The organism is Hallerella succinigenes, assembly GCF_002797675.1.
GTDB classification, from domain to species: domain Bacteria; phylum Fibrobacterota; class Fibrobacteria; order Fibrobacterales; family Fibrobacteraceae; genus Hallerella; species Hallerella succinigenes.
In genome coordinates this window covers 677,554-691,458 of record NZ_PGEX01000001.1, presented here as the reverse complement: position 1 = coordinate 691,458, position 13,905 = coordinate 677,554, and the positions used below count along the sequence as shown (strand labels likewise).

Sequence of the window (13,905 nt, the reverse complement as noted above, 5' to 3'; positions counted from 1 at the left end):
TTGTATAATGAAAAACTATAAAAACATCATTGCGAGCACGAAGTGGTTGAAACGTGTCATCCTGAGCTATACGAAACTAGACAACTTGTTGTCAAAGTTGAGTTATGCCCTTTGGGTAGGAACGAAGTGGAGTCTCTTTGACCACTCGGCAACTTGTTGCCTTAGTGGGCATGATCCCCGAATGGGGAGAAGGATCTCTACTTGTTTGTTGGGTGGTGCTATTATAATGTTCTGTATTACGGCCTGTGATGACAGTTCCAGCGGTGCCGGACCGGACCCTGTTGCTGAAATTTCGTCTTCCAGTGGCGATGACGCAATTTCCTCGAGTTCTGTTACGGATAAAGGAACGTCTTCCGGTGGTAGTTCGGTTTCGTCAGGAAAAGAAAACAGTTCTTCTTCCGCAAAATCAAGCTCGTCCACGGACTCCAAGAGCAGTTCTTCGAATGGATTGATTCCGGAATCTTGCGAAGAAAAGGATGAGAATCGTATTTTGACCATTTATGATACTGGGGAGAGATATGTTTGCAAGAGTGGTCAATATGTCAAGATTGAGTCCAGCAGCTCTAGTAAAGTAAAGAAAACGTGTTCCGCAGATGAAGAGGGTACAACTCGGAGAGAGGATGGGGTGCGATTTGTCTGCGAAGATGGATATTGGGTCCCAGTGGAATCATCCAGCTCATCTAAAGTCAGTAGCAGCAGCTACTTCGACATGACGGAGCAATTTAACGAGAAAGTGTCTTACGGTGAGTTCACGGACCTGCGCGACGGACACAAGTATCGTACGGTGAGCATGTATGATGATAGTTTTGAGAGAACCTATGTTATCTTTGCCGAAAACCTGAATTATGGCAAGATGGTTCCAGGCGGTACTGTGCAGGGAGACTCCACGAAGTACTGCTATGATGATGACTCGTGGTACTGCGAAAACGGCTGGGGCGGACTCTATACCTGGAGCAATGCAATGGGCTTTCCTGCCGTATGCGACAGTGTATCTATCAGTGCGGAGGCCTGTTCGCAAAAATTTGTTTATCCAAGTGGATATGGACAACCCCAGAACTATGTCCAGCATCAGGGAATCTGCCCGGATGGCTGGCATATTATGAATTCTGGCGAATGGGCGCATTTAGACCAGAGGACGGGGGGGAGTGTCGCCCACTATATGGGCTCGAAGGTTGCGGGCTTCAGTAACGAAAACTTGTATGGAATGTCCTTGCTGCCAGCAGGCTATTGGAATCCTGTGGCTCTAGAGTATGGATACATTTCAAATTCTGCGTTATATTGGCTGCCGCAACAATATCCAGAATATGATGATTGTTCATATCGAGTTGCGATTCGAACGAATGAGTTTAATAGAACCTTTAGAGGTTTAAAAACGCAGGGCTTTTCTGTCCGCTGTGTAAAAAACTACTAATTATAACAAGATTTTAAACAAATTAACAATGTCTTTTGGAAAAAGGCTATAGGGGTTATATGTCTAAATTCAACAAGAAGAACAAAAAATCCAAGAAAAACAATCGTAAAAATTACAAAATTGAGTCTCTTGAACCGAGACTCTTGATGGATGCTTCGGTAAACGACTGGAATGATGAGCTCAATGCATTGAATGTCGGTGCCTACACAATTGATAGCAATTCATCGAAGATTGATGGACTTCTTGTCGTAATTCCACAAAATCCGATAATGAACCAGAACGCCTTTCTTTGGCAGATGTCGTAAATGGCCAGAAGGTGATTTCAAGACAAATAAGTCTCAGGTTGTTCCCTTAGTGTCAGCTACCCCGGCTTACTTGATCCGGTGCCCCGTCAAATCGAAGCGCTTGCCGTTCTTTTCGATGAACATCGCATTGCCTTTTTTGAGAAGTCGCGGTGAAACGTCGCGCACTGTCGCGGGGATTGTCATACGAATTTCTTCCGTTTCTTCGCAGCTTTCGTTTTCGCAGAACTTGATGTAGTCAATGTCCATCCAGTCGCCGGTAACCGTGAAGCGGAGAATGTGTTCGCCTTCGGTCAGGTTCACCTTGGCTTCGACCGTATTGTATTCATCGTAGTTATTTTCGCCGGTGGTAGCCTGCGGAACGGATATTTCTTCGGTAATGTCCTTGCCATCCATGGAAAGCTTGAAGCTTGACGTGTTGTTGGCAGAAGCCACAGAAGCGTTCATGGTATAAGTTCCGGTCTTGGCCACCTTCACTGTATATTCGAGCCATTCACCCGCCTGGTTGTAACCGACAATCACGCCGGTCGCCTTCTTGTAAAGGTCCACGCCGGTATCCGGGCGGTAATCGCTATCGCCGTGGTTTTCGGTATCCTTTTCGTTGTAAGTGGTGTTGCCCTGACCTACGCCGTTCACGTCAAAATCTTCCACTTCGATCTTACCCGGAATGGCGAGTGCTTCGCCCTTAAACGGGGCGCGTGGAACCGGCTTAAGAATTAAGCGGAGCAGTGCAGAGCCGTGAGCCGGAAGTTCGATAGAAACATGGGATACCGGGCCCAAGTCCTTCTTTTTCCAGGCATCGCGAACTTCTACTTCGCCTTCTACGCCAATGTCTGCAAAGTTGCATTCGACGGTCTGGATAGAAGAATTGTTGTTTAGAAGTGCCACAGCAATGTCGCCGTTCTTCAAAGGCTTGGTCCAAACCTGCTTTCCGTCCACGTCAGAAATGCGGTGGCCCTGAACGCCCAGGGAATCCTGGTTGATGGCGATCATGTCTTTGTTCAGATAGAGTTCCTTGGTTTCGTTGCTCATCTTGCGGATGTCGGAACTGATCATGATGGGGGCCGCCATGATGGACCACATCGTCATCTGGGAGCGCTGTTCTTCGTAAGAGAGACCGTCGTTGCCCACTTCGAGCATGTCCGGGTCGTTCCAGTGGCCAGGTTTAGCGATTTGCCAGTACTTGTTGTTCGCATCGATAATTTCATAGACGCCGCGGTACCAGGACTGCGAAATCCATGCGGGGCCGATATCGAAAGTGGTACGCCAGAGGTTAGCAATTTTTGGCATCCATTCCTTGTATTCCCACATGCAAATGCTGAACACGATATCGCGTCCGGAATTGCGAAGAGCCTTGGACATGGCGGTGTAATCTTTTTCCTGGGTATTCGGGTCGGAATCACAGTTGTCGTACTTCCAGTAGTCTACACCCCATTCTGCAAGCTTTTTGGCATCCTGTTCTTCGTGACCATTGGAGCCACTTTCACTCTGCCAGTTGCTATTGTAATGGTGGCAAGTACGTTTACCACGGTCGCCGTAAAGACCGAACTTGAGTCCCTTTGCATGCACGTAATCGGCCAAAGCCTTCATGCCGCTCGGAAAAGTTTTCGGATTATTCTGGAGGTTACCTTGCGCATCGCGCTTGGTATCCATCCAGTTGTCATCGAGGTTCAGAAAAACGTAGCCAGCATCCTTCAAGCCAGATTCGACCATCGCATCCGCGATTTCCTTGATCTGGTTTTCGTTGATGTTTTCGTGGAAAACATTCCAACTGTTCCACCCCATGGGGGGAGTAAGCACCAAACTATCAGGGTGCGCAAAGCTCATCGTCAAAAGCGAGAACGCTGCAGCAAGCGTTGCTTTTGTAATCGCAACCTTCATCACGACTCCTTGTTGAAACTACTTGACATTCAACCTGAATGTCACTCCAACATCAGACTTAACCACGAACATTCCAGATCGTTTCACCAAATTTTTGGCTGCTTCGTAAAGCCCCGCCTTATCGGCTATCACGCGCCCCAGGAAAGCTCCGTTCATACTGAATACCGCATAATCCTGTACGCCGGACTGTTCTAGACGAATATGGCCCAATGCTGTCGTGGAATCTTCGACCGGAATCTGCGATGCATCCAGCTTCGCCATTTTCACGTTGTCAAGCGTAAGTGTTCCCGTGGCAGCGCCCGCGTTAAAACTCAGGCGGCTATTCGTATCGGTTGCGGCCGTCATCTGGAATTTGAACGAATAGGTCTTCATATCTGTGCCGAGCTCAAAATTCTGCTTTTTCGTGAGGTAAGATTCCCACGGGTCATTATGCTGCTCCACGTTGACCTCGAGCGTACGGGCCGCACCCGCGCTTGCATCAAAACTGATTTCGTACCACTCGCCCTTTTCAAGGTGCAAATCGTGCTGGATCAGCTGCACCTGATAATTCTGCGTACCGATAGCGGAAATATTGAACTGATACTTACCATCTTTTGCCTCACCTATCGCTTGCGCATCACCATGCAACTGCAAGTCCCAAGCCACGGCGCTTGAATCGAAACCGCCGTTAAAAATGCTATCGCGGTTCGTGGGCACCACAATCGCTGGAGTCGGTGGAGTAATGCTCGAACCATCGAGCGAATAGTTTTTTACGAAGTTCCAGATTTCATCACTGGTATTCACGCTGGCCAAATCCATGGAATACCAGTGGCCTTTTCCGGCGATGGACATGAGGCGCACTTCTACGTCGTTAGAGCAGCTACTCCACACTTCCAGGGAGGCAGCGGAACCTGAACGGTTAGCCGGATAGGGCTTGGTCACCTGGGAACTTTCGGAGCATTTGTTAAAGGACACCCAACGCTTTAAATAATTCACACCGCTACTGTAATTCACCACGTCGTCGGAGGTCCCATGGGTATGGATAATCGGCATAGGGCGAGTGCTAGCCGGCGCAGGGTTTCCGATGGGGTAACCGGAAACAGGGGCGATGGCAGCAATCATGTCCCCCATTTTGTTTGCAGCATGGTAGCTCATCATGCCGCCCATCGAAAATCCGGAAACGTAGACGCGGTTTCTGTCGATGCCGTACTTGCTTTCCATCTCGTTGATGATGGCCTTGAGGAAGTTCACGTCCTTGTCACCGGAAATATCCCACGCCTTATTCTCGCCATTTGGGAAAACCACCACAAAGCGCGCGGTGTCGGCAATGGATTCCCACTTCGCCGCATTTTTCTGGTAGGGCGCATCCTGGTTCATGCCGTGCATTTGAATGATAAGCGGGCGGTTCCTCTCAATACCTGACGGAGCATACACGAGCATGCTGCGGTTTGCTCCGTTTACCGTTATATTGTCGGCCACGGCTGCAGTAGCCATAAGCGCAATGCCAGAAAGGGCCAAAGCCAAACTTTTTTTTAAGCCAATCATCTGCATCTCCTTTTTGACCAAAACTTACCGAGTCACCATGAAACGACTGATAGAGCCGTTCTGGCTACGCATAAGGTAAATGCCTTTTTCGAAAACCATGGTGCGGATCTTGGCACGGGCCTCGTTTGCATTCCGAGCTGCGACGGAACCCACAAAGGCACCGTTCAGTGAATATACCCGGTAATGGCGCAGACCTTGCACTCCGAGCTCTACGCGGTGTACAAGCCCCGTTGTTTTGCAGCTTTCCTTGCAGAATTCCAGCCAGTCTACGTTCACGTAGTTCCCGACGATTTCCATTTTCAGGGCATGTTCACCGGCGGAAATTTCGGAAGTCTTTGCCGTAACCGTTGTATAGGTACTCCAATCTTCACCTTGTTCAGCATAGATGATTTCCGAAATAGCCTTGTCGTCGATATAAAGTTTCACACCCGCGTTTTCTGAAGCCGTTGCCATGTTTACTCGGATTTCGTATTCACCGATTTCTTCCACGTTTACGGTGTAGCGCAGCCATTCGCCTTCTTGCGTATAACCTACGGCATAACCCTTGCAGTCCTTGGTGTTGGCAGAATCAGAGCATTCTAGACCTACGATATCTACGGCTTCGTCGCGGTAAACCTTGCCCTGGTTTTCGCTACTTTTGTCGTAGTAGGCCCGGTTCGGTTTACCCACGTCGTAATTTTCCGCCTCGATCTTGCCGGGGACCTTTGCCGCAATGTCCTTGTAGGGCGTGGGCGGAATGGTATCCTGAACCATGTCCAGGTAAATTTCATCCTTGTAATCGGAGCCGATCTTGAACCAGTCAAAGTCTGCGTAGCCCCCTGCCGTCTTGGTGGCAAAATTGAAGAGGCCAAAGCGGTAACCCGTAAACATATGGAGTGAATAACTGAGGCTGACATCGTCGCCAATCTTTTTCCAGGTACTTCCATCGGTGCTGTAGTAGAAGGTAGCCGTTCCATGGTCCAGGGGTAGGTCGAAATCCACCCGCAGGTAAACTTCGGAACCCGAAATAGGCGCGGAGGCCTTCTCACTTTCCCCATCCTTGGTTCCCTGGTACATGACTACCTTGTAGCTGCCGCTTTCCTTGGCAAGAGCCACAAAGCCCTTGTCGTCTTGTAACGCCACGAGCCCCGCCATGTCGCCGTCCTTCATGCCCGCGCCATTCACCAAAGTTCTGCCGGAACACTTTGGGCCAAAGGTTCGCATGGTAAGCGTGTTCTTGGCATTCACGATACGGGAATCGGTACGGCCCGTGGTAATGCGGAGATGTCCCGGATTTGCAGAAAGGCTCCAGTTCCTGTTATCGGGATTGTGGTTCCACTGCCATTCCAGCGGCAAAACCTCGGAATCGAAATCGTCGCTGGTGACCATACCGTAACCGGGCAGGGCGTTTTCGGGAAGATCCAAGGTCGCAGGGGCCTTACCGCCATCTGCAACAGGCCAACCGTCTTTCCAACTGGTGGGTACCAGATACGGAATACGGCCTACGGGGCCCGAATCCCGGAACAAAAGGGCGTACCATTTTCCATCGGGAGTGTCAAAGATGCCGCCCTGGGCCACACCGTTGTCTTGCAGGAAAATGCGTCCGCTAAAACCGGAAAGGAGACTTTTGGAACGGTAAACAATGGAGCTACGGCATTTGCCGGCAGGCCAGGAAATGGTATACAGGTAGTATTCCCCGTTGACCTTTTCCATGTGAGCCCCTTCCTGCTGCACATAATACTGGGTGGTATTTGTCACGGCATTGATACTTACACCGTCCAGCGTGCCGCTACGCCCTCCGACCTTGACGCCACTCGCGTCGTCGTTCAGCTGCACATAGCTAATCTGGTCTCCGCTACCGTAAAACACCCACACGGTGCCGTCATCCTCGAAAAAGAGGGAGGGATCGTGATAGAAGGGCAACGTGGTTTCGGTCCAGGGGCCATTTTCTACATCGGCGGTTTTATACAAATGAGTCTTGCCCGTCGTATAGGAAGGTGTCAGCACATAAAAGAAACCCTTGTGGAAACGAATGCTGGACGCCCAGGAGCCCTTTCCGTAGGCGTCCTTGCCATTATCCAGGTTCTGCTGGTCATTGTCTACGAGAGTCTGATAGGCATAGCCCACGGTACGCCACTGGGCTAGATCCTTGGAAGCCATTACCGGTACACCGGGCGCAAAATGCATGGTGGTGGTTACCATATAATAGGTGTCTTCCACACGCACAATAGAAGGGTCCGGATTGTCCACCCAGGTTATGGGATTAGAAACCGTCGCCCCAAATGTAAATATTGCATTGAATAAAGCCACGCCGCAGGCGTAGGCCGTAGATCTAAAGCATCCCATGTTAACTCCTAAACCCAAGTGCACCGCCTGAGTTGCTTACCTGCAAAACAGTACCCTGGTATACAAGTTTTTTTACAAGCACAAAAAAGGTTCCCAAAAGTTCTAGCTGAAAAGCATCCCGAGAATTACGACCAAAAGTCCCATGACCGCAATCTGCTTTATGATTCTGATTTCGCTATTCGACATAAATGCCTACCTTGCGGGTCACGGTAGCTCCGGCCACGTTTCCGCGGAGCAGGTAAACTCCACGACGCAGATTAATCGTTCCCGACCTGGCATAGTTCAGGGCATCCGCCATACCGCTTGCCCGGAATCGAGCCACGCGCTTCCCCCGCAGGTCAAAGAGTTCAAAGCCGCTTTCGGGTTCGGTTATAAGTTTCAAGTCCTTCGCAATCGCTGTCGTATTCGAATCGGCAACCGCTACAGTCTTAAACTCTACGTAATCGATATCGATCCAGTCGTTGGTGATTTCCAGCTTCAGATCGTGTTTCCCCGCCTTCAGGGAGACCTTACCGCCGCTTACCACGGAGTACGTGTCAAAGCCCTTTCCGTTATTCAGAATTTCTTCGCCGATGCGTTCATCATCCATGTATAGGACAAAGCTACCGGTACCGTTGTCGCCTGCCACATTGGCTGAAATTTCGTATTCACCGTCGGCCGTTACATTTACCGTGTACTTGAGCCATTCCCCCTTTTGGCAATAGCCTATAGACAATCCCATATTGGGTTGGTAAATATCCACATCGTCCTTGCGGAATTTGCCCCCTTCGTTACCCTTGTTTAGGTCGTAGTAGGCCTTGCCTGCGCCACCCTTGTTATATTCCTCCGCTTCGATAGTACCGGGAATCGTTGCAGGTTCATCGCCATAGGGTCCATATTCTTCGGGCGGTTCATCGGCTACCGTTGACTGGGTCGGATCCACCAGGTTCACTTCCGGGGCATTTGGATCAATGGTCTTGTCGATGAGCTTGAGCATTTCGGATGCATAACGTTTGCCTAGTTCAATCACGCCCTCACGGCCAAAATGATAGGGGTCTTTGCCGTTGCCCTTGAGCCCCTGGGAAGAGGCAAGTCCGAATTTCTTGAACTTGCTCTTTAGTTGGGCGATGCCGGTGTTCTTGCTAGAGCAGCAACTTCCTTGGCCCGAATTTCCCGTAGGATCGTTCATCATTTCGCCCGCCACAAAAGGAACTTCGTTTTCGTCCAGTTCCAGGGCATCTACAATGTCTTTGTAGGTCTTATACACGTTGTTTTGCCATTCCGTGCCCGCCCCGTCGGTTTCGCCCTGGTGAAAGATAAAACCCTTGATGACGCCCACTTCCTTGGCCTTCTTGCCTAAATCCACAATCCTCTGGTAAGGATTTGAATCGTAGTCCTTTGCCCAACTCTGGATATAGCTTGCGGCAGAACTGAAGTAGGCCTGGTACTGGTCCTTGTCAAAGGCCTTGATACTTACAGCTCCGATAGCTACGGGGATAATACCCACCGTAACCCCCGGCAAGGAATCCACCATGGCGCGACCAAAGTAGTCCGCCGGGGAAAGATTCTCGAAGGCATGGAACATGGGAGGAATTGCCGCGGCCCATTCTCCTGTCTTAATGGACTGGGTCGTGTTTCCGCTGCGCTGACTCGCATTTGCCGTATGGGAAGCAAGCATAATGAAGTTTTTCGGGGCTGTAGCCTGGTCTACAGCTGGGTCTATATCGCCGTTCCCTGCCATATTGCTTTGTCCGTAGGCTATGTAAATGTGAAAATTGGGATTAGGAGCGGCTTGAAGCATCAGGGGAATCAAAAGCAATCCCCAAACGGCCCAAGAAACCGTTGTCAAAAAATCGGACTTTTTTTTCATGTCCATATCACACTCCTTTTCCTTAAAACTACCCCCCAAAAAGCACAAAGAACACGGGGAAAGCCCCATGTTCTATGGACAAATAGTCAACGATGGATAAATCTATTTGGTCACCTGGATGCGTACAGTACGGCCACCGAGGGACTTGGCCAGATAGGCTCCGCCCCGTTTCACCAGATTTGCTGCCCTGGAACGGAGTTCCTGCATTCCCATCGCCTGGACGGAACCCAGATAGCTGCCATTCATGTCGAAAATACGGAAATTTTCAGTTTCGGTGGGCAGGAGCAGGGGCGCGGACACCGTAAAAGTCGTACCTTCCTTGTATTCTTCCGCCTCGGTGCCGAAGCGGAACCAGTCGATATTCACGTAGCCACCCGTAATGGAGAGCCGCACAATGTGCTGACCTTCCGTCAGGTTCACCTTGCCGGCTGAAACATCCTTGTAAACGCTCCAGTCCTCGCCGGTCTTGGGCATCTCGATAACCTCGGTCATGGTTTGCCCGTCAATGGAGAACTGGAAACTGGAAGTTTCGCTTCCGGAGGCGGCATGAACCAGCAACTCGTATTCGCCCGATTTCTTCACGTCGACAGTGTATTCCAACCATTCGCCCGTCGTGGTGTAACCGATGGCGTAATTGGAACCGCCTTTTACCACGTCTACCCCTTCGGTATCGCGAAATTCGGCGTCGCCCTTGTTCTCGGAATCGGAATCCTGGTAGGTGGAATTTCCCTTACCCTTGCCCGGTACGTCGTAGTTTTCGGCTTCGACCTTACCCGGCAAAGTTGCGACTTTACCATCGTAGGGTTCTCGGGGAATGACAATCTGTTCTCCAACGCCCACCAGGGTCACGATACAGTCCTTGTTGGTGGCGCCGGATTCCATGGTAATGGTGACAGATCCGTTTTCCACTTCCACTTCGCCTTCGTCCTTGGCATTTTTCGCCTCGCTGGTAGTGTACATGTGGAAAGTCGATATATCGGCACCCGGCACGTTCACCGTCACCGTCTTGCTCTTGCCGTAATCCCGGTTCACCAGCACGACAATGACGCTATCTCCATCGGCACTCTTGTAGGCGCTAGCAAAGAGATTGTCTTCGGGCTTGTCGGTTGCCCCCACACGGATGGCCCCAGGGCGTACGAAACGGGCAAACTGGCTCATTATGTAACCGCGCTTGGAAATCTTTCCGATTTCATCGGTGGGAATGCTGAGCTTGTTGCCAAAATCCTTTTCCATGATCAGGCCGTAACAGCGGCGGATATACCACCAGGTGTACTGATTGAAGTTACCCACCACCATGGCGCGGTGGATTTCATAGCCCACGTCCATGGCACGTACCGTATCCAGCTTGTTCTGATTTGCTTGGTCACCCGTATACATGACTTTGCGCCAGTAGTTGCCGCTGCCCTGACTTTCGGTGTAGTGTTCCGTCATCCAACGTTCCACGTTTTTCTGATCCGCTAGTGCGTATTGGAAAAAATCGTCGCCGGTAGTAGCGCTGCTGGCATAGAAATGGGCTCCGAGAATGTCCCAGTTCTTGAGGGCATTTGCGTCGTCTAGCACCTTGTTGTACAATTTTTTTTGGTATGCGAAGGATTCCGTAGAAATTACCTTGGTACCGTTCTTGCGCATTTGATCGGCATAGTCCTTGGTGAAGTTATAGATTTCATCGGCACTCCAGCAGGCCCATTCCCCACACCAGTCCGGTTCGTTACTGATGGAAATGGCATAGAGGGGCACACCCTGATCCTTCATGTATGCCGTAAAGCTGTTCAGATGGTCTACATAGTTCTGGTAATTTGAGTCTGCCATGTGCTGATTGGCTCCGGCATAAGGCGAAGTCCAGGGTGTTGCATACAAGAGAAAGTCATCACCGGCGTATTTTTTGGCGTACTTCGCGGCGTTCACTTCCTTGTTGAAATCGCTTGAGCTCGCATATACGGGAATACGCAGCGTATTGAGGCCGATTGTGCCTTCACCTGTACCGAACGCAATCTTTGCGTCAGCTTCGGAAAGGCCGCCACCGCCCTGCCACTGGTTATGGACCATACCCCCAAAACCGCGTATGACCTGATGTTCTTCGTCTAAATCCACGTTGACAGTCGCGGCCATCGCCGTGCACCCAATCCCGAATACCCCGAGAATACAGGATACATTCTTCACCCTATTTGAAATTTTCATGATTACTCCTTTCCACCGCTCGACAAAAAATGCATCGTCCTTTTTGCTTTTTGTCAAGGGTTGACTTTTTAGCCCTTATTTATTTCAAGAAAGGCGCCTCCATTTGGAGGTGCCTCTCTTGGATGTGTTTTGTGGAAAACTAGCGGGAAACGGGGATTTTAGCCACCATTCCTGTTTTACGGCTACGGATCAAGCATATTCCCTGAAATTTCTGGGCCCGGGAACGCCACATTTTGGACGCTTCAGATAAGCTAGTGGCCATGAAACTTGCCACCTTATGGCCCCGCAGGTCAAACACGTCGTAGGCAGATGTTTGTATCGCGTCAAGTTTTACATGCCGGACAAGAATCCCGGTGGTTTCTTCGGAAATTTCCACCACTTCGCCGTTTACGATGGATTCCAGCTTGAACCAGTCTACATTTACGTAGCTACCGGTAATGGAAAGACGGATAATATGGGAGCCTTCTGTAAGCTTCACGGAACCGCCGTCAATTAACTTGTACACATTCCAGGTGGTGTCTGTCTGGGGAATCTTGACCGTATCGGAAAGGGCGTTGCCGTCCACTGTGAAAAGGATGCTGGAAGTCTTGGAACCGGATGCTGCATTTACGGTCAACTTGTAGTCCCCGGTCGTCTTCACATCGACGGTGTATTCCAGCCATTCGCCGGCCTCGGTGTAGCCGATGGCGTAACCGGAACCGCCTTTTACCACGTCTACCCCTTCGGTATCGCGGAATTCAGCGTCTCCCTGGTTTTCTGCATTTTTGTCGCTGTAGGACGACACGTCGCCACGGCCAGAACCTGGAACATCGTAATTTTCAGCTTCGATTTTTCCCGGAACTTCCCAAGGCTTGTCACCATAGGGCTGCTGTGGTGTAGGGGGCGTAGTTCCGCTGCCTTCGAAGCCCCAGGCCTTGATAGCCATGGTAGAATCCTTGGAGCCCTTGAACACCAGGAACAACTGGTCTACGATACCCTTGAGACCTTCCACCTCGCAGGTGTTTTCGACATAGGTAGTTTTGTTGCCCGTATTCTTGAGGGAACAGACCCCTGCCAGTGTACCTGTGGCAGAATCCGTGTGGATTTCGATCTTGTTGCCGTCTTCGGCGCTCGCGGCCTGAACCACGAACCCTGTCGCCGCCGTTCCAAAATCCACGCCACTCACGCGGATCCAGGATTCCTTGGTAGAAAGCGGGAGCAGCAGGTGCTCGGTCACCTTGCCCAGGGTAAAGTTGGAACGGCTGCGGATGCCCTTCTGCTTGGAACTGGTAAGGGCCGGGTACCAATCGTAGGGGTCAAAGTTCTCGATCTGCTCCGGCCCTTCCTTGGTAAAGGTCAGCGGCATCATGGTGCCATCGTCATTGTAGAAGAACTCGTCGACGCTCACGCTGCGGTGGAAAGCTGCAACTGGATCCGCCTTGCCGTCTTCGGCGGGGATTTTTTCTAGGCCGTCGTAGCCGTTGGCAATGCGGCGGTCATGATAGGTTACATACCAGCGTCCCTTGAATTCCGCGATACCGTGATGGTTGTTGTTGTTCGCGTTGATGTTCTGGCCGTTGATACTCGGGTTTCCCATGAAGATGCCCTTGTATTCGTAGGGACCCATGGGGTTCTTGGACATGCCGTAGGCAATGCGCAAATCCGCTGTACTGTAGGAAAGGTAGTAGTTTCCCTTGTACTTGTGAATGTAGGAAGCTTCCATGGCCCTCGGGCCACCAATCTTCAGGTGGGTCTTGGTATTCACGTCAAAACCCTTCATGTCCTTGTTCAGCTTGTAAATGTTGAAAATGTCGTTGTTGTTGTCCTCCGCCTTGCGGGTATCGCTGCTGCCGCCACCGAAAGTGAAATAGCCCTGGCCGTCGTCGTCGAAGAAAATAGCCGGATCAAAGCACCAACCGATACCGTCGCAGTCCGCAAGACCACCTCCCCAGTTGTTGATCAGCTTCTTGTTGCCCGAAACAGGGTTCGTCCAGGGGCCTGCAATACTGTCGGCGCCGATGAGGCCGATACCGCCGCCACCGCCATCGGGGAAAACGATGTACAGGCGTCCGTCATTGGGGTTTACCGCAATACCGGATGCCCAGATATCGCCGATACCGTCAACCTTGCGGGCATCGTAGATAATGCCGAAGTCGGTCCAGTTCTTCATGTCCTTCGTGCGGAAAGCATAAAGGGCCTTGATGTTGTAGCCGTTGGCATTGGCTGCCGCCGGGTCGTCAGAGTCGGTAATGACGTAGAAATACTCTCCATCGGATGCGGCGGCGGGGTCCGCCAGATAATGGTAGCTCGAAATCGGATTATCCGCCAGGCCAAAAACCGTAAGACCTGCAACCAGACAAGCCACCTTTTGAAGGCAAGACTTGCACCATACATTCCCGTTCAACATAAGAACTCCTATGAGGCAAAACCACACTTAACTTATGTTGCTAAAACTA

The 13,905-nt window shown here is 50.9% G+C and carries 8 protein-coding genes; 2 read left to right on the top strand and 6 right to left on the bottom strand.

Annotated features, from left to right (window positions below; translation table 11 throughout):
• Positions 1 to 7: 7 nt before the first annotated feature.
• On the top strand, positions 8 to 1,411 hold the full coding sequence (locus tag BGX16_RS02955) for an FISUMP domain-containing protein (protein WP_100424725.1): 1,404 nt from the start codon (positions 8 to 10) through the stop codon (positions 1,409 to 1,411).
• 59 nt (positions 1,412 to 1,470) lie between these two features.
• A complete protein-coding gene (locus BGX16_RS02950) occupies positions 1,471 to 1,716 on the top strand; it encodes an LEPR-XLL domain-containing protein (protein WP_100424724.1) in 246 nt (81 codons plus the stop codon).
• Positions 1,717 to 1,782: 66 nt separating this feature from the next.
• Here the strand turns inward: BGX16_RS02950 and BGX16_RS02945 are convergent, their stop codons facing one another.
• The 6 genes from BGX16_RS02945 to BGX16_RS02920 all read right to left on the bottom strand — a co-directional run bounded on the left by BGX16_RS02945 (position 1,783) and on the right by BGX16_RS02920 (position 13,856).
• Complete coding sequence (locus BGX16_RS02945) at positions 1,783 to 3,594, bottom strand: carbohydrate-binding protein (RefSeq protein ID WP_241899417.1); 1,812 nt, start codon at positions 3,592 to 3,594, stop codon at positions 1,783 to 1,785.
• Positions 3,595 to 3,612: 18 nt separating this feature from the next.
• Positions 3,613 to 5,118: an extracellular catalytic domain type 1 short-chain-length polyhydroxyalkanoate depolymerase gene (locus tag BGX16_RS02940; RefSeq protein WP_241899416.1), complete on the bottom strand. Its 1,506-nt coding sequence runs from the start codon at positions 5,116 to 5,118 to the stop codon at positions 3,613 to 3,615.
• A gap of 24 nt (positions 5,119 to 5,142) precedes the next feature.
• A complete protein-coding gene (locus BGX16_RS02935; protein ID WP_100424722.1) occupies positions 5,143 to 7,443 on the bottom strand; it encodes a beta-xylosidase family glycoside hydrolase in 2,301 nt (766 codons plus the stop codon).
• Positions 7,444 to 7,618: 175 nt separating this feature from the next.
• A complete protein-coding gene (locus tag BGX16_RS02930; RefSeq protein WP_100424721.1) occupies positions 7,619 to 9,298 on the bottom strand; it encodes a sialate O-acetylesterase in 1,680 nt (559 codons plus the stop codon).
• A 96-nt stretch (positions 9,299 to 9,394) separates the two neighbouring features.
• Positions 9,395 to 11,470, bottom strand: coding sequence for a carbohydrate-binding protein (locus BGX16_RS02925; RefSeq protein ID WP_241899415.1), 2,076 nt, complete (start codon positions 11,468 to 11,470; stop codon positions 9,395 to 9,397).
• Between the two features lie 139 nt (positions 11,471 to 11,609).
• On the bottom strand, positions 11,610 to 13,856 hold the full coding sequence (locus tag BGX16_RS02920) for a carbohydrate-binding protein (RefSeq protein WP_100424719.1): 2,247 nt from the start codon (positions 13,854 to 13,856) through the stop codon (positions 11,610 to 11,612).
• Positions 13,857 to 13,905 lie beyond the last annotated feature (49 nt).